This is a genomic window from Pseudanabaena sp. PCC 6802 (genome assembly GCF_000332175.1).
Taxonomy (GTDB): Bacteria; Cyanobacteriota; Cyanobacteriia; order Pseudanabaenales; family Pseudanabaenaceae; genus PCC-6802.
In genome coordinates, this window is sequence record NZ_KB235914.1 from 880,865 (window position 1) to 905,054 (window position 24,190).

Here is a 24,190-nt window from a genome sequence, read left to right on the forward strand (position 1 = left end):
ATTCATACGGACTTGGAAAAACCTCGGATAGCTTCGGGTTTGAGATAGGTGTCAAATACAGAGGCAATATTGCGAATTAACAAGCGTCCGAGGGGAGTCACCTCAATCCCATCGCCCCGGCGCTCGATTAAGCGATCGGTTTCTAGAGCATCTAATCTGACAAGTTCTTCGGCGAAATAATCGTTAAAATCCAGATCGAAACCAAGATGATATTTCTCTTCCAGATCGGGCGCTGATAACTTGAACTGACACATCAATTCCGCGATCGCAGTGCGTCGAATCAGATCGTCTCGGTTGAGTTGAATGCCTTTTTCGATGGGCAATTCACCCGCGTCGATCGCTTGATAAAAGTCCTTTAATTTTTTGTGGTTTTGGCAATAGACATCTTGCAACATGCTGATGGAAGTGATGCCAAAGCCCAACAAATCGGATTCGGGTTTGGTGGTATAGCCCTGGAAATTACGATGGAGTTGACCCGCCTGCTGCGCGATCGCTAGTTCATCGTCGGGCTTGGCAAAGTGATCCATACCAATAAATACGTAGCCATGTTGGGTTAATTGAGCGATCGTGCTTTGCAGAATCTCCAGCTTTTCGGCAGCATCTGGCATTGCAGATGTCGGCATCCGCTTCTGAACTGGTTTGATCCAGGGAACGTAGGCAAAATTAAATACGGCAATGCGATCGGGATTTAATTGCACGGTCTTCTGCACGGTGTCTTTAAACGTCGCGTCTGTCTGGAAGGGTAATCCATAAATCAAATCCACATTCACGCTCTCAAACCCGGCTTCCCGCATCCAGGCCATCACGTTAAACAACATCGCCTCAGGTTGCACGCGATTGATGGCCTCCTGTACTTGCGGATTGAAGTCTTGAATGCCAAAGCTAATGCGGTTAAAACCTAATTGGCGCAGAAACAGAATGTAGTCGCGATCGACATAACGAGGATTAACTTCAATCGATATTTCTGCGGCAGTATCGAAGCTAAAATACCGATTAAATTGATTCCAGAGAAACTCCACCTGCGCTCGATCCAAATAATTCGGAGTGCCTCCACCCCAATGCAACTGATGTACCCGCCGATTCGCATCCACCAGACTGGCAACCTGCCGAATTTGGCGAGCGAGATAACCTAAGTAGGGCTCTGCCACCTCTTTGCGCTGGGTGATAATGGTATTGCAGCCACAGAAATAACAAGGTGTTTCGCAAAACGGGATGTGGCAATAGAGAGATAAGGGAGTTTGCTTGCGATTGCCGACAGCGATCGCGGTTTGAAATGCGTCGCGGTCGAAGTCAGATTTTAATTCTGTGGCGGGAGGGTAACTGGTGTAGCGAGGTAAGGGCTGGTTGTATTTATGCAACAATGCCGCATCAAATGCCACCGTTTGCGATAACTTTCTCATTAATTAAAATTTATCCTTTATTATAATAGCGGTTTTCAGATCGAAAAAAGTAGAGAAGTTGGGGGCAGCACCCCCAAGAAGCGGAGACGGGGAGTTATTGGGGGTGCCCCGCTACAGCCACTGCCTTGTTCCACCCCTTCACCCCAAACAACCTGTTCTCAATTGAAAACCGCTATAGCTTTTATAGCGACAGCGTAACGCACGGAGGTTGCTGTCAGCGATGCGTTAGCGATCGATGTAACGCATCCTACCCAATTGGAGAGGGGGCAAGGGCACAGCCCCCATTTTGGTTCTATTCCTCTCTCCCTCTGGGAGAGGGTTTAGGAGTGAGGGTTTGGAATTCCCCGCGTCAGATGACAAGAAATTAATCCGTTCTAAATCGCAATCGATTCGCGTTCGGCTCCATGATGGTGACGTTCGGTACTGCCAGGGCGGTCTTGTCGCGTAAGCAGATCGAATGTATGTTCTCCGATCGCCGCTTTTACGTCGGCTTCGAGTTCGTGTACGACATCGCGATTGAGACCAAAAGCACAATTCGCTTCAGCAACGATACGATCTACCGTGGCGCTATCTAAAGGCAGAGCATCCAGTGCTTGACGGTAGCGCTCCTTAAATGTTCGCCTCGCTTCCGGGGTTGAAATCCGATCGAACTCGTAAAACTCAGTGCCTTTACCCGGTGGCAAAGGTAAAGCCGATCTAATTACGTTCTTCAGGCTTTGTCCGCCGGATAAATCTCCCATGTAGCGCGTGTAGGCATGGGCAATCAGCAGAACAGGATCTGTAGCTGAGAGCAGTTGAATGCGATCGCGATACACCTGACCCGCTGGCGAAGCCACAATTTGTTCCTGCCAATTTTCACCGTAATAGAATGCGAGATCGCGACCGAGATTTTCAGTGCGATTCAGCTCCGGGAAATAGAGAGCGCTTAAAATTGGATGATTGGCATGTAGTTGCAAAGCAGTTTCCAGGGCATTGTAGACAAAATACAGATCGGCAAATAACTTGCGAAGGGGTTCCTGTTCCACAATGCCTTTCATAAAGCATTTCATAAATGCTGTATTTTCGGCGGCAGTATGGGATTTCTGGGTACCTTCCCGAAGGCTCGTCGATAGGTTAATCATATTAATATCTCCTAATTAATTGAGTTTCTAGAAGCTTCAGCGTCAACAGAAGGCAGTAAATAAATCCGCAACAACTGCCACACAATTACAGCGATCCAGGGTATCTTTTGCCAGAATTTGATGGCGGGATGATTCTGGCGACTAGAGATGTCCGTTAATTTCTGATTGGCGATCGAGCATTGCTCTAGACGTGGGAAAAATTCTGGATGATTAGTGTCTAAGATACTGGGGAACGCACTTTTCGCCGTTTCATTGGTGTGCTGAATCACTTGTTGATTGTATTCATGGGGATCGATCCCAATTGATTCGTAAAAGTCTGCGCGTTCCAACACTGTCAAAGTGTGGGTGGCAAACACTGTCAGCAGGAAAAAGCGCGACCAGAGCCTCGATTGCCAGGTATTCCAGAGTTTGGGCTGCGATCGCAACAACACCTTAAAGAAATCCCCATGCCGATTTTCGTCCTGGCACCAATTCTCAAAGTAATTGAACAGGGGATAAAAGCGATGTTCTGGATGCTGTTTGAGGTGACGATGCACTAGAATGTATCGCCAGTACCCAATTTTTTCAGACAGATAAACCGTGTAGATCACCCATTCGGGCGGGAAGAAGGTATATGTGCGTTTCTTCGTTAGTTCGACCAGATCCAGTGACAAGCCAAAATCTGCCATGGCTTTATTCAAAAAACCGGCATGACGTGCTTCGTCCCTTGCTAGGAGCTGAAATGCCTCCGACAATAACGGATTGCGGTCTTTCAGCTTACGAGACAGTTCTTTGAACAATAAAAAGCCAGAAAACTCTGAGGTGCAGGAGCGCTCTAGGAAATCAATGAACGCTCGTCGCGTTTCGCCATCCACTCGATCCCAACATTGCTTGAATTCCTCATCCCGGACGAAATGATAGCGGTTATAGTCGGTACGCAATTCTGCCAAAACTGCGTCTAGCTCTTCCCGTTGTGCCGACAGATCCATCTGGGCAACGGCATCAAAATCGGTAGTGTAAAAACGTGGTGTTAAAAGGGTTTCTTGAACGGGTTCTTTAATACCGGCTGGTAGCTCGGCTGTATCGGATTTTGTTACGGAACTAACCATAGAGTAAATGGTTCAGAATAGATGACTGTAAATCACTTTGCTTGAATCTGCGATCGCCTACAAGTCAGTTACCAGAGTCATCCTATAGTTACCGCAGGTAAAGCATAGAGGTGAATTGGTGGCTAGAGCCATTTATAAAGAAATATTGAAATTCCGATCTGGTGAATCAAAACGAGTTTTAAGCATCTTAAGATCTAGAGATAGTAAAGATCGCGCTGCTATCAAGCCGCTATCTATCCTTGGGGTTATGTAGTGCGAAGGAGTCCCAACCGTAGTATGTGTTAGGCGTTAGCCGTAACACGTCACAGGTATCTTAGCTTTCATGCAAGTCCCTTAGTATCGCGCTGTTGTTTATCCTTGGGGTATGTAGTGTGACGGGAGTTTATGTCAGAAGTCATCCAGTTTTCAGAGGTTAAGTGTTCGGAAATTAAATGCCCGATTCAGTTTGTCCTGGACTTGTTAGACAATAAGTGGTCGATTTTGGTTCTCCGCGAACTATTTGGCGGCACTCGACGCACCCATGAATTGCTTGCCGCTCTCCCCGGCATCAGTACCAAAACCCTAACCCAACGCCTGCGAGAACTGGAAACGCAAGGGCTGGTCGAGCGCCTTGTCTATGCCGAAATTCCACCTCGCGTCGAATATTCCCTCACGCCTAAAGGTCGCCAGATCCAGCCAGTAATGGCAGCCCTGCATCAAGTAGGATCGCAATGGCTGGAGCAGGAAACTTGTGTTTGTCCCCTAATACCAAATCTGTAGTAGCTACGACATTTAAGAGAGAAGCATCAACCTGTGTTTAGAGTTTCAGGATCGGGCTACTAGCGAAAGTTAGCCAAAGCTTGGATTTCGCCAATTCTAGGGTGTTGTCAGTGCTGTTTTTGCCTAGCAGCATTCCGATTGCCAATAAATCTAATTCCAAGGAAAAGCAACCGCTGCTTTACTTGAACTGATTCCTATGGCTTGAGGAGTAATAATAGCTGAGTCATGGTGATTGCACTCTAACCTAACCAGAACGAAATAGTTGATATTGATAAAACCCTCGCTTTCAAGGGCTTGTTTTAGGCAATGAGCACTTATACCAGTTCGGAGAAAATCATCGATCAACGTTATTTTCGTACTTTTGGGCAGTCTGAAAATAGCTTCTCTAACTACTGGAGTTTAGACTAAAAGGCAACAAGAAGCATCTCGCTAGATAGAAACTAGCGAGAGAGAGGATAAAAGGGAAGAAGTTGAGCTAAGCAGTTGCAGCGGAAGCTTTTTTGAGGGGCTTGGCATAGCGTTTTTTGACAGTAGGATAACGAATCCGTTGGGTTCGTTTTTTCCCAAGAGGCCAACCTGGAGACTTACCGCGAGGTTTAGGGTCAGGGGAAGGAGAGCCAATCCTGACCAAAACTAAAGCAAAAGCATTTGCAACTCGACCAGGAGACAATTTAGTCATCGGTTTCTGCCAAGGCAGAGGAGAGTCTTGGACAAGTTCACGAGCGAGCCACAATTGCCAAGTAAGTAAAGGCATCAAGTCCGACCAAGTCTCCATCTGAGCAGGGGTAGAAAGCTGAGGGATTGTCCAATGGAGACGTTGACGCACCAAGCGATACCAATGCTCAATGGCAAATCTGCGCAGATATTTTTGCCATACCTCACTCAAGATTGGCTCGTCTTTAGCGACCCAAATCAACCACAGGGGTTTCGATTCAGGCATATCAAGACGTTCGACCAGAATGAGTGTAAAGGGATGGTCTGCGGCTTGCTTTAAGTGCAGGTTTGGCCATCGACGAATTTGCAATCGTCCCAGTTTAGGCTCTGCAATTGTGATGTCTGCTTGGGGAATAGACCAAGTGTCAGAGTCTTTGAGGCTAAATTTCTCTCCATGCTTATGGGGTCGCCCATGCCCCTCGTAATCCTTTGGGGCATGATACAGAACCCGGTTGGGGCGTAGCCTGAGCAGCTTGATACACGGGATGTCTGCTGTTTGCTGCAAAAATGGTGCGCACCCATACTCGCCATCCCCCAGGAAAAGCACAGTCCCAGGAATTTCCGCACAAACCAAGCGTAACTGACTAGCGGCTTTCTGAATCGGGTTCTCGAAACTGGTGATCCGCTCATGCCGCAACGGTAAGGCAAAACTCCCTTCTGACTCTGGAATCCAGGCAATTGTGCTGTATCCTTGCCCCACCGTAACAGGTTTGCTTCCTACTCCCGGTTGAGGTTGATGTTCGTAGGTGCGTTCTTGTAATGTCACCGCATAGGGACGCGACCAGGCTGTATGGTCGCCCGCCAATATCGTCACCTCTGCTGCCGGCATTTGCTGTATGTATTGCTTCATCAAGTCTTCACGTGGAGGATGACTATCTTGCAGTGCTTCATAGATACTCGACCACTCCCTCCGAAATAATGGGCTTAACGAAAGTTCCACAAACGATGAAACACTCCGACTCGTCAGTACCGCATCCATCAAGTCGAACAGCGCATCTCTCCCGTTCCCTATAATTTCGTACGTGTACTTGCGAAATTGCTCAAGTTTATCCAAACTAATCATGATGAAGCTGTTGATTTTATAGTCTTTTCAGCTTCCATCATCAAGCGGTCAGTCTGCAATGGCTGGCTGCTTTTTACCACTTTTTAGTCTAAACTCCAGTAACTAGTAAAGCATCTCCACTTAGTAGAGGAACTACTCTATACTCTGAGTCGTAAATTGGCTCACTAGACTTCAAGGAAAATCGATAGCAAGTTGAGACTGTGCAAAGCTGGTGCTTTATAGAGGGCTGCAGCCAGTTCGCCAAAATTCCTGCCTGTGGCGATAGCCCTACTAAAATCTCACAGGGAGCACATACTAGACTTTCGCGTAAACGTCCTACACCATGAGAGACATCTTTCCAACTTAGCCTTAATTCAGTTGGAGCCTCAGGCAGATCTACTCCACTCTTTGGCTCTAGCTTAATTAGTTTAATGAAATGGGAAACAAAGAAAAAAAGGATCTCAAGACCCCTCTCAAAAAATGGCGAGATTAACATAGCTCGGATCTCCAGCTTAAGCGCTTTAACTATTGCGTAGCGTAACAATATGAGCCAATAGAATATGTAGCATTCAATACAAATAGTGCAAATTGTACATAAATTATTGCGTTTAATATAAATAATACTGTACAAATTGCACACTATTATGTGCATACTATTTTTGATTAGATGGTCTGAAATGCTATTTCTTCAAGAATTTAGAAGGTTACACCTTTTATAACAATAGAAAATTTTTTAATTACAAAGGCTGAAAGCCTTTTAAAATAAGAGTTATACTATTAAGAGCCCAAAAAGTGCTTATTGAACATAAGGTACGCTTAAGCTATGCTCTAATAGATTAAATGATTGTACATAAAAAGTATGCCTGAGTCAGCATTGGACATTTCTGGTGATCGTGAAAGAACACGTTCAGTATATAAATATCTGCTCTATCTAACTGATCCCAATCTTGCAACATCCAAACTACTGGAGAAACCTAACGAATCAAAAATTGCTGAGCAATGGGGAGATAATAGAATTTTTATCCGTCGTGTTTTACGTTCAGTTTTTCCTGAACTGTATCCCGAAGAAAAAAATGAAAGGCCCCCCTTACCAGGGTTAACGCTTGGTAGATTAATAAAAATTATTTCCTCTCTACAGAGCTATTGGAATTCACAATTATCATCATCCGACAATGACCGAATGGATAATTATATTATCTCTAGAGAGAAGAAATATCACGCTCTAAATCTATTTACACAATTAATACCAGAAGAAAGAAAAGAAATTGGTCTGGCAGAACATCCGGGAGAAGCATTAATACAGCAAATGTTGGAAATTGCCACAGATCCAGTTAAAGGTCTTGGTATTAAAGAAATAAACAATATATACGAACAGTTTCTTCGTCAAGAGCTTACTGCGAACAAAGAAGCCAACAAAGAATTTAAGCAAGATCAAGAGAAGTTATTAAATGATGATCTGATTAAATATACTATTATAGAGTATTTTAGAAATTTGTATCAAACCCATGAAAAGGAAATCCAGAGTTCCAAGATTGAAGATTATTTAACTAGAGTAAAAAGGGAAATTAGTCGGATAGAGTTTCAGTCTGGACTAAAACAGATTGAGATTATTTATAATAACCAATTGAAGCCCGATCTTGAGAGAAAATATAATAAATATCTGTCGCCTGAATTTATACAAAGATTGACATTCTTAGTGCTTGATAATCAAATTATAAATGATGATTTTCCAATTTATTTAAAGTATTATAATATTGAAAAGATAAGCCCTCTTCCTTTATACGTAAAGAATGAATACCAAAAAAATGGTTTATTGAATCCTGATCTTTTAGAAGAAGATGAAGATCTGGAAAGCATTAGTGGTCTTGAAAGGCAATTTGTCTATAAAGCCAAAGTGCATTTTTATATTAAATTATATGATGATTATCAACCTAAATTAAAATGTACGGAGATAAATACATTAGTAAATAATGAAAGAAGGCTTGAGTTCATTGAAGAAATTACCGGAATTGGTAGTCCAATATCACTAGTAGTTGCGGCAATCAATAGAGTTTTACTGCGAGACATTCCTGTATTAAAAGAATACTTTTACATTGTCCACGAGAAAATCAACTCAGTTGAATTAACAGGTGGCAGTAATAGCAATTTGGTCTGGAGTCATACACTAGTTGAACTCTGCAAAAATGAAGATATTGAGAAATCGATAAAATCTAACCAACCATATAGTCAACTAGCCAGAAGTATTGGATTAGCGTATGGTGAATATTGCGGTTTCGACTTAGTAGAAGTGGCTACGAAATCAGCATTATATGCAAGGCTCAGGGCAATTAAAAAAACAGGAATTAATCCAAGGGAATATTTGCAACATATTTGTAATAGAGTAGAGGAAGAGAATGCAATTAATATTAGTAAAAATTTAATCAATTATTATCCATTTTCACTAATAGCTATGGAAGGAGCAATTAATGATTATCTTCTAAATATTAATTATAGATCTATAGTTAAATCAAAGGATAATATATATTTTAAAGATGACTTAAATAAGCCATGGAGCATGGTTGCTTATGCTGCTCATTTAGAAATTACTGAGGCTTACCTCAAAGAGGGTTTATATAGGGTAGCTAAAAAATATCTAGAGGTAATGATATCGCATATTGAAACCTATGGTAGTTCTATAATTAGTGATTTAATGCTTGCAAGATACTATCTGTGTCGGTTTAGATACTGTTATTTATACGATCTAAATGAAGATGACCGCGAATTCAGTGATCGTAATAAAGCAGTTCGTGCAGCTTTAAGTTATTTGAATGATGCTGAGAAATGTTTGAGAACTCGTGTTGAAAAGTTGTACTGTATCGATCAAGTTGAGCAAAGTAATTTTAATCCTTTTTTCTTCATTTTATCTAGAATATATGAACATCGTGCAAAGCTTTATATGTTTTTTGGTTCATATATGCCAAGTGATCCCAATAAGGATGAAGATAATGATAAATTATTTTTAAAGCCAATTCAATTATTTGAAAAAGCTAGAATATATGCAGCTAGGGATGGAAATTCTGATATTTATTCTTGTAATTCTGCTTATCAGAGTTGGTGTTATCTCAGATTAGCGTTTTCTTTGGAGAATGGTGATGAGAGAAAGTTAGAATATATAAACTGGGCAAAGAGATTAGTCGATCATGCTAAGCTTTGCTATTCAAGGCTTGGCAAAAAGTGTTATCAAGATATTAAGAATAATAGTGGGAAAATTGATATAGCCAGTTTGGCTGAAGAACAGGTATTGCTTACATATGAGACTTTTGATTCTGATTCTTTTCAAATCAAAGGTCTTCCTGTAATACAGGAATTGCAGCATACAGATGAATTGATGGAGTTTTATGATCGTAAAAAACAGGTTTTGTATCTCGATTTTTCAATATTAAAACATATCAATCAAAAAAACAGAGATAAGTCAATTTATCTATTTGGACCTCACTCTAGTATAATTTTATTTGCAATGGGGTTGCTAGAAGTTTGTGAAGAAGTTGAAAATGACCAACAAATTTTAATCAATGTGAAATCAGCTATGAGAAAGTTTTATTGTTCCTCAGTTATTGCAATGGATGGGGGCACAAAAGATGGAGATAACAATAGTAATCACAAAATATGTCTCTCAAGAATTTTTGAAAATGATGGTAACCCTGACTCTTTACTGCGTGGTCTTTATATTCACAGGCTAACTCAGTTCGCAGACTTTGGGAATATATTTAGAGTTGCGTGCCATTTAATATTAATTATTAATAGCTATATTATTGAAAACAGTAAAGACATGGATAAGCAGCTTGATGAAGTAAAACTTATTATTAAGTCGCTTATCGATAATAACAATTTTACAACAATAGAAAGTAACCTAGGACAAAAGCGCTATAATGGGCATTTTGCTGACCATTATAAAAATCTTGAGCGGTATTTTAATAATTTAACCGCTAATATAGCTAAGCACACTTATAGATTTAAGAAGTCTAATGAAAGCTTGCCTAGTATTGTGGGCATTCGAAATAGAATTATTGTAGATTTCTTCAGAATTCTAAGTGGTATGCCAGTTGATATATCCTAAGTCATTTATGCTTGCCAGTTTAGCACTGAAGTGCAACTTTATTTCCCCTCATCCTGTAATATATTCACACCATTATGACAGCAATTCTCATTTTGGGGCATTTGTACTGTTTTTTGGTCTTAAAGCCTCTTGATTCGACACCGAGCGAACGAGCGAATAGGCATTTCAGCCCCAGCAATTGACCAAAAAACGAGAGCTACTCTCACAAATAGAATTGCTGCCTTCACGATTCACGATTCTAGCGATCGAATGCTTTAATCGCTAAGGGTCGAATTCCCTGCCCCTTGGGGCGTGATAAAATTGTTGTGGTTCGCAGCCCACCGATTGAGAGTGAAAGTCAGGCATTGCCGGGACCTCCAAAGTTCGGGAATTGTATTGTACCCAGGGACTCTGGGGAAGGGAAACAGTCTGTCAAGTCGGTCTGTCGGGGAGTACGTCATGAGGCGGCTCTAGATCAGTGGCGTTGGGCAGAAATGTCTAATCGTGAGGTTAGGATGCCCCGTCCGCTTGCGGCGGGGAGGATGTCACTTGGTAGGAAATAATGATAAGCTAGAAAAGTTGTAAAAATTCACACGCTTGGGGCTTCGGGTGTTTTGAATAACGGCTCGCTAGTTTTTCTAGTGACGCGTAGATCGAGATACGCCCAGGCGGAAGGATTAACCCGAACGCAAGGAGATAAGTTAATTTATGCCAGTTGTTTCTCTAGACCAGTTGCTAGAGTCTGGGGTTCACTTTGGGCACCAAACTCGTCGTTGGAATCCCAAGATGGAACCCTACATATTTACCGAGCGCAATGGCGTGCACATCATCGACCTGGTGCAAACCGCTCAGTATATGGAAGAAGCCTACGAATACATGCGCCAAGCATCGGAGCAAGGTAAGAAAGTATTGTTTGTGGGTACTAAGCGCCAGGCTGCTGGAATTGTTGCCCAAGAAGCATCGCGCTGCGGCAGCTACTACGTCAACCAACGTTGGTTGGGCGGTATGTTGACCAACTGGGCGACGATTAAGACCCGCATCGAGCGCCTCAAAGAGCTAGAACGCCGTGAAGAAAGTGGTGCTCTAGATCGCCTACCCAAAAAAGAGGCATCGGTACTGCGCCGAGAAATGGAGAAGTTGCTGAAGTATCTGGGCGGTATTAAAAGCATGCGCAAGCCGCCCGACATCGTCGTGATCGTAGATCAAAAGCGCGAATATAACGCTGTACAGGAATGCCAAAAGCTAAAACTGCCCATCGTGTCGATGCTCGATACTAACTGCGACCCCGATACCGTAGACATTGCAATTCCTGCCAACGATGACGCGATCCGCTCGATTAAGTTGGTGATTGGCAAACTAGCCGATGCGATTTATGAGGGTCGTCACGGTCAAATTGATGAAGTTGACTACGAAAGCGCCGATGACTTCGAGGATGAAGTATATGAAGATGTTGCTGACGAGGATGTGACGGCTGAGGACTTAGACATAGAAGAAGAAGATTCTGCTGTCTAACTAATACATTGCTCTTCTCTGGTTACTCCGTAAGTACTCTAAATTTGGCCCCCCTAGCCCCCCCTACCTGGGGGGATCTAGATATAAATTCCCCAGAGATGGGGGATTTAGGGGGCTGAATACCCCAAGCTCATTAGAAGCAGATTTCGTACCCTGTGGCAAAGGGCATAGGGAGTGAGGATCGCAATATCTTCCGCGTAAGATATAAAAACGCCCATCTCTCGTAATTATAGCTATAGCCAACAGGCTTAGGACGGGGTGCAGGGGTTTCACCCCTGCGTGGGGGCGCAGCCCCACACCCCCTGTCCTAACAGATCTGTCCATGGCTATATTAGATCGTTAAGATTGTTAATCTAGATCGTTTGTGGACAAATAATCATCATGGCAGAAATCACCACCCAGCAGGTTCAAGAGCTCCGTGCCAGAACCGGAGCAGGTATCAAAGACTGTAAGAAGGCTCTCCAGGAAACCAATGGTGATGCCACCAAAGCTGCTGAGTATTTGCGTCAAAAAGGCTTGGCTTCGGCAGTGAAAAAAGCAAGTCGCGTGGCGACTGAAGGTATCGTACACAGCTACATCCACTTTGGCGCTCGCATCGGCGTTCTCGTTGAAGTGAACTGTGAAACTGACTTTGTGGCTCGCCGCGAAGAACTCAAAGAACTAGCAGATAATGTGGCAAAGCAAATTGCTGCTTGCCCTAATGTGGAATATGTCAGCACGGCAGATATTCCAGCCGCGATCGCCGATAAAGAACGCGAAATAGAAGCTGGTAAGGACGATTTAGCCAATAAGCCAGAGGCAATTCGCGACAAGATCGTGCAAGGTCGGATCGAGAAGCGACTTAAGGAAATGGCTCTACTCGATCAGCCTTACATTAAGGATCAATCCATTACCGTTGACGAACTAGTTAAAACGACTGCGGCTAAGCTCAGCGAGAACATTAAAGTACGCCGCTTCGTGCGGTTTGTAGTTGGCGAAGGCACGGAGGAAGAAGTACCATCTACCTCTGTACCACAACAGGAAGCACCTCAGCCAGAAGCACCTCAACCAGAAGCACCTCAGCCAGAAGCACCTGCTGAAGGTCCCAAAGCGGAAGCTCCAGCAGAAACTCCGCCAGCAGAAGCTCCGCCAGCAGCCCCGCCAGCGGCAAAGCCAAACGCCTCCAAGTCCGCACCTAAAGGTGGCAAAAAGAAAAAGAAATAACCTGAAAGGCTATTTCTAGTACATCAAATTCCTGTAGGGGCAGTTTTAGCTAAAACTCAATGGCTCTAGCCTTAGACTAACTGCAAAACCTGCCCCTGCCCCAAGGGTATTTCTATCTCTCAAAACTCTCTTTGCTAGCTATTAGTAAGGTATGCTCAGACGCATCGAGCAGGAAATTGAGAAAATCGAACAGGCGATCGCTGCTACCAAAGCAAAACAAGCGTCTATCTATCATGAGTACGTCCAGGTATTTAGTCAGGCTTTACAGCAAGAGTCGATCCTGAGTGTATATCGCGTTTGCACGCAGGATTATCCAGATCGGTTTCTCGCCTTGAGTATGTCGGCGCGTCAAGAGCTACAGCACGACGTACAAATTTTGGCGCGGGCAATGGCGGACGATGCCAGGAAAACTCTAGACAATCTTGGCAGCGACAACGCCAATAATCCACCGAGCCAGGATCGGTCAGGTCAAGCAGAGCTTGACACTCTCTTGGCCAAGATTTTAGAGGACGCCACCGATGCGGCGAACCAGCTTTTAGTCAAGACCCATATACTCAAAACACCCGTTGAGGAAAATGATGCGTTAGTGAGCTTAACTCCCGCAGAGCTAGAGTTTACACATCAAGAGCTTATGACCAAACACAATGAGTGGCGATCGCTGCACAAGCGTTTATTGCAGCTACAGGATGAGCTAGCCCAACAACGGCAAAATCAAGCGATCGCTGAAGCCGAGCAAACCTGGCGAGCCACCTGGTCTGAAATTTAGAACCGCTGACCGCTCGCTAACTACCGATCGCTTGCTATATTTGATTCAGGACGATTGTTAAGGAGAAGCAACGATGAACCACTTTGGTGGCATTGTCCAGAAAGCATTTTACTTGGGGTTAGGATTAGCCTCTTTAGCTGGTGAGAAGGCAGGCTCAACCCTAACGGAAATCCGCAATCAGGCCACAAAACTCGCTGAAGATCTGGTGGAACGGGGCGAAATGACCTCGGAAGAAGCTCGTAAGTTTGTCGATGACCTGATCGAGAAGGCCCAACAACCGATCGGGCAAGAAAAAATTGACGATAAGTCCGCGCAGGCACCCCGCTCGATCGAAATTCTCAACGACGACGACATACCTCCTGCAGCCGATCCAGATGACGTGCAAAAGCTAAAAGATAAGGTGCAGCAGCTACAAGAAGAGTTGAAAAAGCTAAAACAATAAATAATCAGCCGATCGCTGCTTCCGGCCACTCTCGCCATTCCGCAGCTTGCGCGTAGCGATCTGCTGTTTGCTCGCTTTGGTTAGCTGCCAAAAACTTGGAACTTACATTCCAGTCCAATAGGCGATTAAACTGTTGCAAGTCAATAAAACTCAACTGCAACAAAACCATCAACAGTGGTCCCTCTTGTCTTGCCTGGATTTTTTTAGCCAGAGTTAACTGTTCTAGATCGACCAAAGCCGACTCTAGCAAATAGCCCTCCAGTGCCTCTTGAGTGCTTTCAACAGGACTCTCAATAGTAAAAGTGGAAAATGGGTAACTCATTAAACCTGGGTTTAACTGATGGGGATCGCTAAGCAATGGAGATCGCTAACAGCGGGGATCGCTAAGCGATTTGAATGAATAGCGTAGCGCACCCTATCACATCTGGCAACCTTTTTTAATATTTTTATTTTTCCTAAAGATTTGTGTGGGGTGATTCCACCCAAAAAGCACGGATAGCTTCTAGGAAAAATTGTCTTAAGCTATAGCCAATAGGCTCAGGACGGGGTGCAGGGGTGGCCCCCCTGCGTGGGAGCGCAGACCCCACACCCCCTGTAATAACCGAATCGGTCTACAGCTATAAGATCGCCCAGATTGGTTTAGGGCAGGCACAGAGGCACTGCTTCTAAATCGCTTGAAATTGTTGTACCGCAAGCACAGGGCCGATCGCCGCGATCGTCATCACATCATCTCGAATTTCACCCGTAATGGTTACTGTCATTCCTTCTCGTAGTAGATCCTGTGGAGCGGGCTGTAACAATTCGTATTGTTCGCCGCTAGATGCGACCAGTGCCCAGATGCCCATTCCTAAGTCGATATATCTAATCGTGCCTGCGAGCTTAATTTCTTGATTCATAGGGGTGGGGGTTCGGTGATAGGGGTGGAATGTTGTTGGTTTTGTAGGGGCAGCGCCTTCTGCCCTAAACCTATGGTGGGTTCAAGCGGCAGTTGGGGATTGGGGTTGCGACATTAGGTGGGAGCGACCTCTGTCTTAATTGCTAACTGGGCGAGTTTGACACACAGAAGCGCGTTAATTGCTAAAAAGCTGCGTGCTGCGAAACCATCGCCCAGCCATGTAAGGGCGGGAGCCAGGACAGTACTTACGCCCAAACAGCCAGCTACCCCGATCGCGGTTCCTATGGCAAACCATTTGCCATCTTTATGTCCTAACAAGCATAGAACTAAGATTAGGGGTAATAAAACGCTGGCAAAAAAGGGGTTGAGTACCTGACTGCCCGCGATCGCGCCGCCCAGTTCTGGTAGCGAGCTACCCATCAGGCGAAACGGCCATTGGGGCAGATCAAACACATAGAAGCCTCTGAGGAAAAATAAGCCCACGCTGCCCAGGAGCAAGCCACCCGTAAATGACCAGTTCCAACGGAAGGGGAACCATCGGCGTAGTAGCCAGGCGAAAAGGTACGAAGCTATAATCATCAGGAGTTTTGGGATCAAAGCAACTACACCCCCATCGATCCAAAAGCGGGGGTTGAGATAGCCGTTATCGCGCAGCCAGCGGAAAAAGTCCTTAAAGCCAATCTGTCCCTGACTGGCTAATTTCACTGCCTCCGCCGCATCTAAATTGCCCGCCCCAAAGTAGTTCAGTCCGTCATCTTCCACCTTGCGGGCCGATTGTTGCAAGATGCTCAGGACTTCATCTGGCTTTTTAATCCCAGCGGCTTCGATCAGCGCTGCTACGCCAGCGACGTGGGGAGCGGCCATGCTAGTACCTTGGAAGGATGAAAATACCGATTGGTTTGTTCTCGGATCGATCGTATTCTGCAAGATACCGCCGGATCTATCTTCACCAGCGATCGCCCCACCTGGAGCGGCTATATCGACACCAGCACCATAGTTGGAATAGGGAGCTTTGGCATTGCTTGGGGCGGTGGCGGATACGCCGATGACATGGGGATAGCGAGCGGGGTAGGCAGCAGCATTACTACCGGAGTTGCCCGCAGCAGCAATTATGACTGCACCCTTTTGGTTGGCATAATTAATCGCCTCTTTCATGATGCTGCTTTCGCCGCCACCACCCAGGCTCATGTTAATGACATTAGCGCCATTGTCAGCCGCAAATCGAATCGCCTCCGCAATATCCGCAACCGTGCCGCCTCCAAAGGAAGACAAAACCTTGAGCGGCATGAGACTGGCTTCATAAGCGATCCCAGCTACGCCAAACTGATTGTTGGTCGATTCGGCGATCGTGCCAGCGACATGGGTACCGTGACCGTTATCGTCCAAAGCCTGCTCGCGATCGTTGACAAAGTCATAACCTTTAACAAACTTGGTATTTTTCAGATCCTCAACCGGGCTGATGCCAGTATCGATTACCGCAACGGTTACTCCCTGACCTTTGCTAGTTTCCCAAGCCGCTTCCACATTGATATTACGTAGATTCCACTGCTTGCTGTACAAGGGATCGTTGGGTACAAAACTCGTGGAGTATACATAATTTGGCTCAATATATTCAGACAGTTTACCCAGTTCCGACTGTCTGAGTCTTGCCAGCAGAGCGGCATCCCCGTCAACAATGAATATATGGTCAGATCGCGAGAATTTGCTGTTAAGACGCGGCTTGAGATTGTATTGCCCTGCGATCGCTTGCAATTGCCTCTCTAGATCGCGCTCTAATCCAGGTTCTGTCTGGCCGTTCAATTCTGAGCTAACTCTATCTTCACGCAGATCGATTACCAGTGAGTCATACTTACCCTGCGTAGCCAGACCGCCAAAACTCGCAAGCGCCAACCACAAACCAACTGCAAATAAAAACAGGATTAATAGTTTTTTCATAGGTTTTGGGGGGTAGGGGTTGGGGAATGAGCTTTAGCTCTTGGTTTTTGATGAGGTAGATTTAGGAATATGAGTTTTGCAATCGCATAAACATTAAAAATATTATATTTCTCCTCACTAACCCCCAACCCTCATAACTCACCCCCCATAACCCACCATGAAACATACTCCCGACGCTCCCCTATCGGGAAAGCGCGGGGCTTCCCACCCGGTAAGCTAAAAATCTCTTAATAGACGAATCTGCGCCAGGAGAAAGATTACAGGAATTATGCGAGCGTAGTTGGTAGAAATAGCTCGCCAGCCTAAATCTGCAAAGAATACGCCCCATAAAGCTGGAGTAATCACCGAAAATACGGTGCGCACTGTACCATAGCGGGCGGCAGCGACGGCAACGCCATGCCGCGCTAAATAGGTAGAAAAGTAGGCCTGCACTCTGGTGGCGATCGCCGTTCCCCCAGCTTTTAGCACCTCCTTCCCTGCCTGATATGTGGCCAAATGCCAAGCTAGCTGCTTTGCCAGTAAGGCCATGACCGCTGGTTGAATCACGGTACTCATAGCGAGCGCTCCACCACCTTTAATAACTAACCCCAGGGGATTGCGCTGGGCATCGGGTGGTAGCGATTTGTGCAGGTCAGCCTCTGTAAGGGCTGATTGCAGGTCGGTGTTGAGTTGCTTGCGCTCCCGTGCTGACATTTTCTGCCAGGAGCGACTGAGCAGGTGCAGGAATAACTCAGACTCGATATCGGCGACGGATTGGGTTTGAGAATATTTGATTTTTAGGTATTGACAAACCCGCTCTAAAACTTGACGATACGTCAGTCGATCGCTCTGGCGGCGCAGGACGGTGAAACCATCGGCGGCCAGAAACCGGAATCGCTCGGCGATCGCCTGTACTAAAGCATCGCGATCCAAGCTTTGCACCTCAACCACATCAGGCGTAGCAATGTAGTCCAGCGGATTAAACTTGCGCCTGAATAAAATATCTGCGAGATAGCCCAGTTCCTCATCTGAAGCTAACTCTAGAGCCAGTAATAACTCATCCTCCATAAGCTTGCTCTCTGCGCCAATTATGTACAAGTACACTAAGACAAATTCTAAAGCAACTGCTGAATAATAGGTAACTGTATCTAGAATTATTAGAACCTACGCATTGCCAACCCGATTTATAGCGCAATTTATTATGAGTGCATCGCCTGCCGTTTACGAATCCCTTGCCAAACTGATCGCCTACGTCGATAACAATCCCGCATTTCAAACCCAGGTGGCGGCATTTTTGAATTCCGCTGGTTATCGCATCGATCGCAGCTTTGACGATCCGACTACGGGATTTCATGCTGTGGGATTGGTATCGACTACGCCCGATAAGCCGCCAGTTTTGGTATTTCGCGGCACTGATGGTTTGGCGGACGATCCGGCTCTGGGCGATCGGCGCGCGATTGGCTTCAATCAATTTGAGGCAAATAGAGCGGCAATCTCGGACTGGCTGACCCGAATTGTCCAGGATGCATCAAATCCCGATCGCCTCCTACCAGATGCGATCGGACACAGCCTCGGTGGGGCACTCGTTCAACTCACAGGGGCGCAGCTAACATCTCTGGTTGGCGAGCTAGTTACCTTTAATTCCGCTGGCACCAGTCGCGCTAATGTCGATGCTTTCCTGCGCAATGGTGGAGGTAGCGATCGCGTTACTCACTATGTGGTGAATGGCGACATTGTTAGTTTGGCAGGGGAAGCTTTCCTGCCCGGCAAGGTAATTTTACAGTCATTCACCGATCCCAAGATCGATCCGACCCTCGTGCTGCCTGGCGATCCGATCGCGGCACGGGATAAACACACGCGGCGCGACCTGCTCTCGAATCCTCCCGTTGGGTTCAGTCAGGCGGAAATTCCAGTCGAGCAGTTGAACAGTCCTGCTTTCACCTTTACGACTGATTCTAACTTTAGAGAATTCAGCCTTGCCTTAGCTGTTGCCGACCCGCTACTACTGGCAGCATCGAGTACGAGAGGGGCTTTAGAACGGACGCGCACATCAGACGGGTTCTCCTTCTTTGGCCTCACAAATCTCGCTCAGACAACTTTGAGTCCGCTCAGGCCGAATTTTCTGGTGGGCGACGATCTGAATAATCTGGCGCTGGCTTCGCAGGGCGATGACAGCGTTTTTGGTGGAGTTGGTAATGACTCGTTGTTTGGCAGTCAGAATAATGACCTGTTACTGGGCGGTAGAAATGACGATTTGCTATCCGGCGATCGCGGTGCAGACAGCATTTATGGAGGTAGGGGCAACGACGCGCTTTCAGGTGGCAACGGCAACGACTTTCTCAGCGGCGATTTTGGCATCGATGTCTTAACTGGGGGCAGCGGCTCCGATCGATTTGCCATCCAGGCCAGCAGGGGTACCGATACGGTTTTGGATTTTACTGCGGGCGAAGACTTGTTAGAGCTTGTGGATGGCTTGCAATTTAGCGATGTTGCAATTGAGCAGAGTGGCTCGAATACAATTATCAGGCGCAATTTAGATCGCGCCGAATTGATGGTACTGAATGACGTTTCAGCGAGCGCGATCGATGCCAGCACTTTCCTATCGCAGCCTTTGCCATTGCCGTAATTGCACTAAGCGATCGCAGAAATACTCGCGATATTGAGATATTCCCTGTAATGTCTAGCTCTGCCTGCACTTACGCGCTCGTCCATGGAGCGATCGCCGAAAAATTTACATAGAGCGGACATTTGACATAATATTAGGTACCCACGATTGCTGGCCTCGGGTTTAGATTTCAAGCACGGCAATAGTTTTTATACCTATGTCAGGTCATCGTCTACATCCAGACACGATCGCCGAGGTTAACCAAAGAGTTGACCTGGTAGATGTCGTATCCGAGCATGTAGTTCTGCGTAAAAGTGGGGCAACCTTTCGGGGTGCTTGTCCGTTCCACAAGGGCAGTAACCCAACGGCGATGACGGTTAACCCCGGCAAGCAAACTTATTACTGCTTTAACTGTCAGGCCAGCGGCAACGCGATTAAGTTTTTGATGGAGATCGGTAACCGCTCGTTTCAAGACGTGGTAATCGATCTGGCTCAAAAGTACGGCATTCCCGTACGTACCCAATCGCCGGAAAAGACACAGGAATTGCAGCGGCAGCTATCGCATCGCGAGAAACTGCACGAAATTATGAGTCTGGCGGCGAGTTTCTACGAACATGCGCTCCATGCCCCACAAGGTAGACAAGCCTATGAATACTTGCTCGAAAAACGCCAGTTTAGCAAGGAAACTGCCCAGACATTTCAGCTTGGTTATGCGCCACCCGGTTGGGATACGCTCTACGGTTATCTAGTCGATCGCAAACATCAACCTGCGGCTTTGGTGGAGCAGGCAGGCTTGATCGTGCCGCGCAAAACTGGTGGCGGTTATTACGATCGCTTTCGAGATCGCCTGATTATTCCCATTCAAGATGCTAAGGGACAGGTAATTGCTTTTGGCGGTCGCGCCCTCGACAACTCTGAGCCGAAATACATCAACTCGCCCGAAACGGAGCTATTCAAAAAGGGATTGGTGTTGTACGGCATGGACAAAGCCAGGGATGCCATTAGTCGAAGCGATCGCTCAATTGTAGTAGAGGGTTACTTTGATGCGATCGCTCTGCATCAGGCAGGCATCCCCGAAACCGTAGCGACTATGGGTGTAGCCTTGAATGGCGAGCAAATGCGGCAATTGTTGCGCTACACCGAGTCTAAAAGGGTAATCTTGAACTTTGATGCCGATAAAGCCGGAATTACGGCAGCGGAAAAAGCGATCGCAGGGTTTAAGGATCTCGTCTTTAGCGGGGCGGCGCAGTTGCGCGTCCTGACAATGCCGGATGGCAAGGATGCCGATGAATTTCTCAAGCAGCACAGCGCCCAGGACTACATTGAACTTGCGGAGGCAGCGCCGCTATTTCTGGACTGGCAGATCGAGCAAATTCTGGCTGGACAAAACCTCAACCAGGCCGACCAATTTCAAAAGTGCAGTCAGGCAATTACCCAACTGCTGAATAACTTACCCGATACATTTATTCGCACCCACTACATCCATACCAGCGCCCAGCGCCTGGCCCAGGGGAACTCCCACTTAGCCCTGCGCTTGGAACAGGATCTGCGCAAGCAACTGCGCAACACCCGTTGGTACGGTCACAAACATTCCTCTGTCCCCGCTACGCCCACTTCAGCTCTGCAAATTGCTGAAACTCAGTTGCTCCAGATTTACCTGCACTTCCCCGAACATCGGCGCATGGTGTGGGAACAGCTAGAAGCTGAGGATATTGGCTTCAGCCTGTCGCATCACCGCCAACTGTGGCAAATGATTCTGGATATGTTGGAGGAGGGTAAAACCTCCCTAGACGAAACCGAACCAGCCCCGCAGCACTTAATGCAGCAGTTACAGACCATTTGTGCCGAAATGCCAGACCTGGCGAAACAATTGGGACATCTATTGTGGTTGGATGAGAATGCCCATGTGGCGCTCCTGCGTCCGGCGATGGTGATCAAAGCTGCGATCGCCAGAATTCAGGTAGTCATGAGCGACAAGAAATATCGCTATTGGCGCGATCTGTGGGAGAAAACCGATCTCAAAGCCCATCCCGATCTGGGGCATTACTACCAAACTAAAATCCAGGAAGCGAAAGCGCGGACTTTAGAACTGAAGCGCCAAATCGAGGTGACGTTTGCCGACCTCACTGAAACTGAATGGCAAGGCGACGACTGGCAGGAAATCTAATATTTATAGCTATAATCAACAGGCTTAGGTCGGGGTGCAGGGGTTCTACACGGCAGTGGCTCTAGCGGGGAACCCCCAAGACCGCCCTGCCTCCCCTGCGTGGGGGCGCAGCCCCCACACCCCCTGTACTAACGGATCTGTTTACAGCTACATCAATAAATATGAGTGGTAAGGTTTACATCGTCGGTGCGGGAGTGGGTGGCATTGAATATCTGACCCTGAGAGCGCAAGCCTTGCTAAGCCGCGCTGAAACAGTTATCTACGATGCGCTTGCCGATGAAGCTTTATTAGATTTGGTGCCGGAAACATGCGATCGCATATATGTGGGAAAGCGAGGTGGGAAAGCCGCTATACCGCAGCCACAAATTGACGCTCTACTCGTTCGACAATGCTTGGATGGCAAACAGGTAGTACGCCTCAAGAGCGGCGATCCGCTAATTTTTGGGCGTGCCGTTTCCGAACTGCAAGCTCTGGTGCAAGCGCGTTGCGAGTTTGAACTAGTTCCTGGGATCTCCAGCGCGATCGCTGCCCCCTTATTTGCTGGTATTCCCCTCACCGATGCTGAGGTTAGCTCCTGCTTTGCGGTTTTTACCGGACACGATCTGGAAATTCTGCCCTGGGATGCACTCGCGAGCATTCCCACACTAGTAATTTTGATGGGTACGGCTAATCTCTCAGGTATAATTGCCAAATTGCAATTCCGCAAGCCGCCAAACACTGATATTGCGGTTATTCAGTGGTGCGGGCGAACGCGGCAACAGATCTGGACGGGAACGCTATCGGATATCCACATCAAACTGCCCGATCGATCGCTATCGCCTGCGGTAATTGCGATCGGGGCAGTGGTAAAACATCATGCCTGGATGCATTGGTATAAATTGTCAGTTACAGATATGGATGCAAATATAGATACAGATCGAACAAAACCTGCTAAACCTCTAGATGGTAAGAGAATTCTCGTCACCAGAGCTGCTGGGCAATCGGGGCAGTTCGCTGAATTGCTGGTAGGGCAGGGAGCGCAGGTAATCGAGATGCCAACGCTCGCAATCTTACCACCCACTAGTTGGGAGAAATTAGATGCCGCGATCGCGGCGATCGATACCTATGACTGGCTGATTCTCACTTCTGCCAATGCGGTGGAGAGCTTCTTCCAGAGGTTGCGAGATCGCGGTCGAGATGTCCGCGCCCTAGCCCAACTCAAAATCGCGGTGGTAGGTCGCAAAACCGCCGATTTACTCGCGAAATATAATATTATTCCCGATTTAATTCCACCAGATTTCATCGCCGATGCTCTCGTGGAGAATTTCCCGCCAGCTAAAGACCTGAAGATTCTCTTCCCGCGCGTGCAGTCTGGTGGCAGAGAGGTACTGGTCGATCGACTCGCGCAGCAAGGTGCGATTGTAGATGCGGTTCCCGCCTACGAATCGGGTTGCCCGGAACAAATCGATCCTGTGGCATTAGAAGCCATCCAAGCGCAGCAAATAGATGTTATTACTTTTGCTAGTTCTAAAACTGTTAAACACTTCCATCAATTACTTTCGGGCGCGATCGCACCCGAGATTTGGCAAACCTGGATCGCAAATGTAAAGATTGCCTCCATTGGACCTCAAACTTCGGCAACCTGCATCGAACTTTTGGGAAGAGTAGATATTGAAGCAGGAGAGTATACATTGGAAGGATTGACTGAGGCGATCTCTAACCACAGCTTATGAATCGCTATAAGACTAATTCTGGTTTGAGCGATCGCTGACAATCAAACTCACAAGACTATTAACGATTCGCTCGGACTCTAAGGGAATGCTTTCTTTGCCATACAAAATCTCTTGTGCCAACACGTAGGAAACGAGAGAGCCGAGGAAAATTTGGGCGATGGCTTCTGAGTCTGTAAAGTTTAGTTCGGGATGTGCGTCAAAATATCGGCAGAGCAGTTCGCGTCCGCGCTCGATCACGGTTTGGGTGTAGAGTTTGGCGAATTCTGGAAAGCGTTTTGATTCGGAAATGATGATTCGCAGGAGCGAAAGATACTCCGGATCGGATTTTAAGGTCAAAAATGTTTCTGCTACCTGACGCAGAACGATCGCTGGCTCTCCGTTCAGTTTCTCATCATTGCAAAAAAAAGGACGGAAACGGTTAATGGTCACTCGCTCCATCAAGGCTTTAAATAAGCCTTCCTTATCGCCAAAATGACTGTAAATTGTCTGTTTGGAGACTCCTGCCACTGCCGCCACCCGATCCATACTGGTTTCGGCATAGCCGATCTCTAGGAAAACTTGCATTGCCCCGCGCAGAATTTGCTCCTGCTTTTGGTGGGGTATGGCGATGGGTCTTTCTAAATCGAAATTTCCTAGAGGTGGCTCCAGAGAATTTAAGGGAGAGGCGTTCAGCATGGCAGGTGGGTAAACAATTTTTAATCTTTACACGTTTGCAATTTTATCATACTAGACTGTATAGTATGATTCGTATAAAATTCTGTCACCGGATCTAGTC

Annotated in this window: 18 protein-coding genes; 9 read left to right on the forward strand and 9 right to left on the reverse strand. The window is 46.6% G+C overall.

Features of this window, described 5'->3' with window-relative positions:
- Positions 1-2 precede the first annotated feature (2 nt).
- From hemN to acsF, 3 genes are all read right to left on the reverse strand, one after another.
- Positions 3-1,400: an oxygen-independent coproporphyrinogen III oxidase gene (hemN, locus tag PSE6802_RS0109440; RefSeq protein WP_019499813.1), complete on the reverse strand. Its 1,398-nt coding sequence runs from the start codon at positions 1,398-1,400 to the stop codon at positions 3-5.
- 374 nt (positions 1,401-1,774) lie between these two features.
- Positions 1,775-2,521, reverse strand: coding sequence for a biliverdin-producing heme oxygenase (locus tag PSE6802_RS0109445; protein ID WP_019499814.1), 747 nt, complete (start codon positions 2,519-2,521; stop codon positions 1,775-1,777).
- 11 nt (positions 2,522-2,532) lie between these two features.
- Positions 2,533-3,609: a magnesium-protoporphyrin IX monomethyl ester (oxidative) cyclase gene (gene acsF, locus PSE6802_RS0109450; protein WP_019499815.1), complete on the reverse strand. Its 1,077-nt coding sequence runs from the start codon at positions 3,607-3,609 to the stop codon at positions 2,533-2,535.
- A gap of 384 nt (positions 3,610-3,993) precedes the next feature.
- Between acsF and PSE6802_RS0109455 the strand changes: the two genes are divergently transcribed.
- A complete protein-coding gene (locus PSE6802_RS0109455; RefSeq protein ID WP_019499816.1) occupies positions 3,994-4,368 on the forward strand; it encodes a winged helix-turn-helix transcriptional regulator in 375 nt (124 codons plus the stop codon).
- Positions 4,369-4,843: 475 nt separating this feature from the next.
- On the opposite strand, the gene PSE6802_RS0109465 is transcribed toward PSE6802_RS0109455, so the two are convergent.
- Positions 4,844-6,145, reverse strand: a complete 1,302-nt coding sequence (locus tag PSE6802_RS0109465) for an NF041680 family putative transposase (protein ID WP_019498766.1) — start codon at positions 6,143-6,145, stop codon at positions 4,844-4,846.
- A gap of 838 nt (positions 6,146-6,983) precedes the next feature.
- Here PSE6802_RS0109465 and PSE6802_RS0109470 point away from each other — a divergent pair.
- The 5 genes from PSE6802_RS0109470 to PSE6802_RS0109490 all read left to right on the forward strand — a co-directional run bounded on the left by PSE6802_RS0109470 (position 6,984) and on the right by PSE6802_RS0109490 (position 14,122).
- The gene (locus PSE6802_RS0109470; RefSeq protein ID WP_019499818.1) at positions 6,984-10,220 is read left to right on the forward strand and encodes a hypothetical protein; all 3,237 of its coding nucleotides are present in this window, start codon (positions 6,984-6,986) and stop codon (positions 10,218-10,220) included.
- 687 nt (positions 10,221-10,907) lie between these two features.
- The gene (rpsB, locus tag PSE6802_RS0109475; RefSeq protein WP_019499819.1) at positions 10,908-11,711 is read left to right on the forward strand and encodes a 30S ribosomal protein S2; all 804 of its coding nucleotides are present in this window, start codon (positions 10,908-10,910) and stop codon (positions 11,709-11,711) included.
- Between the two features lie 381 nt (positions 11,712-12,092).
- Complete coding sequence (gene tsf, locus PSE6802_RS0109480; RefSeq protein ID WP_019499820.1) at positions 12,093-12,914, forward strand: translation elongation factor Ts; 822 nt, start codon at positions 12,093-12,095, stop codon at positions 12,912-12,914.
- 151 nt (positions 12,915-13,065) lie between these two features.
- Positions 13,066-13,680 (forward strand): hypothetical protein, encoded by a 615-nt coding sequence (locus PSE6802_RS0109485; protein WP_019499821.1) that lies wholly within the window; start codon positions 13,066-13,068, stop codon positions 13,678-13,680.
- A 73-nt stretch (positions 13,681-13,753) separates the two neighbouring features.
- Entirely contained in the window at positions 13,754-14,122 is a 369-nt protein-coding gene (locus tag PSE6802_RS0109490) for a phasin family protein (RefSeq protein WP_019499822.1), read from the forward strand.
- A 4-nt stretch (positions 14,123-14,126) separates the two neighbouring features.
- Here the strand turns inward: PSE6802_RS0109490 and PSE6802_RS28390 are convergent, their stop codons facing one another.
- From PSE6802_RS28390 to PSE6802_RS0109510, 4 genes are all read right to left on the reverse strand, one after another.
- Complete coding sequence (locus PSE6802_RS28390) at positions 14,127-14,444, reverse strand: DUF2949 domain-containing protein (protein WP_019499823.1); 318 nt, start codon at positions 14,442-14,444, stop codon at positions 14,127-14,129.
- Between the two features lie 343 nt (positions 14,445-14,787).
- Positions 14,788-15,018: a hypothetical protein gene (locus PSE6802_RS0109500; RefSeq protein WP_019499824.1), complete on the reverse strand. Its 231-nt coding sequence runs from the start codon at positions 15,016-15,018 to the stop codon at positions 14,788-14,790.
- Positions 15,019-15,131: 113 nt separating this feature from the next.
- Positions 15,132-16,952, reverse strand: coding sequence for a S8 family peptidase (locus tag PSE6802_RS0109505; RefSeq protein ID WP_019499825.1), 1,821 nt, complete (start codon positions 16,950-16,952; stop codon positions 15,132-15,134).
- 216 nt (positions 16,953-17,168) lie between these two features.
- Positions 17,169-17,999, reverse strand: a complete 831-nt coding sequence (locus PSE6802_RS0109510; protein WP_019499826.1) for a YaaW family protein — start codon at positions 17,997-17,999, stop codon at positions 17,169-17,171.
- A gap of 133 nt (positions 18,000-18,132) precedes the next feature.
- Here PSE6802_RS0109510 and PSE6802_RS0109515 point away from each other — a divergent pair, with 133 nt between their 5' ends.
- The 3 genes from PSE6802_RS0109515 to cobA all read left to right on the forward strand — a co-directional run bounded on the left by PSE6802_RS0109515 (position 18,133) and on the right by cobA (position 23,415).
- Positions 18,133-19,557 (forward strand): Tle-like phospholipase domain-containing protein, encoded by a 1,425-nt coding sequence (locus PSE6802_RS0109515; RefSeq protein WP_019499827.1) that lies wholly within the window; start codon positions 18,133-18,135, stop codon positions 19,555-19,557.
- 196 nt (positions 19,558-19,753) lie between these two features.
- Positions 19,754-21,703, forward strand: a complete 1,950-nt coding sequence (gene dnaG, locus PSE6802_RS0109520) for a DNA primase (RefSeq protein ID WP_019499828.1) — start codon at positions 19,754-19,756, stop codon at positions 21,701-21,703.
- A 161-nt stretch (positions 21,704-21,864) separates the two neighbouring features.
- The gene (gene cobA, locus PSE6802_RS0109525) at positions 21,865-23,415 is read left to right on the forward strand and encodes a uroporphyrinogen-III C-methyltransferase (protein WP_019499829.1); all 1,551 of its coding nucleotides are present in this window, start codon (positions 21,865-21,867) and stop codon (positions 23,413-23,415) included.
- A 12-nt stretch (positions 23,416-23,427) separates the two neighbouring features.
- Here the strand turns inward: cobA and PSE6802_RS0109530 are convergent, their stop codons facing one another.
- A complete protein-coding gene (locus PSE6802_RS0109530; RefSeq protein WP_019499830.1) occupies positions 23,428-24,090 on the reverse strand; it encodes a TetR/AcrR family transcriptional regulator in 663 nt (220 codons plus the stop codon).
- Positions 24,091-24,190: the final 100 nt, after the last annotated feature.

Excerpts from the sequence above, each read along its gene's own strand:
- PSE6802_RS0109490 (WP_019499822.1), top strand. The coding sequence starts at position 13,754 with ATGAACCACTTTGGTGGCATTGTCCAGAAAGCATTTTACTTGGGGTTA.
- PSE6802_RS0109500 (WP_019499824.1), bottom strand. The coding sequence starts at position 15,018 with ATGAATCAAGAAATTAAGCTCGCAGGCACGATTAGATATATCGACTTA.
- PSE6802_RS0109530 (WP_019499830.1), bottom strand. The coding sequence starts at position 24,090 with ATGCTGAACGCCTCTCCCTTAAATTCTCTGGAGCCACCTCTAGGAAAT.
- rpsB (WP_019499819.1), top strand. The coding sequence starts at position 10,908 with ATGCCAGTTGTTTCTCTAGACCAGTTGCTAGAGTCTGGGGTTCACTTT.
- PSE6802_RS28390 (WP_019499823.1), bottom strand. The coding sequence starts at position 14,444 with ATGAGTTACCCATTTTCCACTTTTACTATTGAGAGTCCTGTTGAAAGC.
- PSE6802_RS0109465 (WP_019498766.1), bottom strand. The coding sequence starts at position 6,145 with ATGATTAGTTTGGATAAACTTGAGCAATTTCGCAAGTACACGTACGAA.
- acsF (WP_019499815.1), bottom strand. The coding sequence starts at position 3,609 with ATGGTTAGTTCCGTAACAAAATCCGATACAGCCGAGCTACCAGCCGGT.
- hemN (WP_019499813.1), bottom strand. The coding sequence starts at position 1,400 with ATGAGAAAGTTATCGCAAACGGTGGCATTTGATGCGGCATTGTTGCAT.
- tsf (WP_019499820.1), top strand. The coding sequence starts at position 12,093 with ATGGCAGAAATCACCACCCAGCAGGTTCAAGAGCTCCGTGCCAGAACC.
- cobA (WP_019499829.1), top strand. The coding sequence starts at position 21,865 with ATGAGTGGTAAGGTTTACATCGTCGGTGCGGGAGTGGGTGGCATTGAA.
- PSE6802_RS0109455 (WP_019499816.1), top strand. The coding sequence starts at position 3,994 with ATGTCAGAAGTCATCCAGTTTTCAGAGGTTAAGTGTTCGGAAATTAAA.
- PSE6802_RS0109505 (WP_019499825.1), bottom strand. The coding sequence starts at position 16,952 with ATGAAAAAACTATTAATCCTGTTTTTATTTGCAGTTGGTTTGTGGTTG.
- PSE6802_RS0109510 (WP_019499826.1), bottom strand. The coding sequence starts at position 17,999 with ATGGAGGATGAGTTATTACTGGCTCTAGAGTTAGCTTCAGATGAGGAA.
- PSE6802_RS0109515 (WP_019499827.1), top strand. The coding sequence starts at position 18,133 with ATGAGTGCATCGCCTGCCGTTTACGAATCCCTTGCCAAACTGATCGCC.
- PSE6802_RS0109445 (WP_019499814.1), bottom strand. The coding sequence starts at position 2,521 with ATGATTAACCTATCGACGAGCCTTCGGGAAGGTACCCAGAAATCCCAT.
- PSE6802_RS0109470 (WP_019499818.1), top strand. The coding sequence starts at position 6,984 with ATGCCTGAGTCAGCATTGGACATTTCTGGTGATCGTGAAAGAACACGT.
- PSE6802_RS0109485 (WP_019499821.1), top strand. The coding sequence starts at position 13,066 with ATGCTCAGACGCATCGAGCAGGAAATTGAGAAAATCGAACAGGCGATC.
- dnaG (WP_019499828.1), top strand. The coding sequence starts at position 19,754 with ATGTCAGGTCATCGTCTACATCCAGACACGATCGCCGAGGTTAACCAA.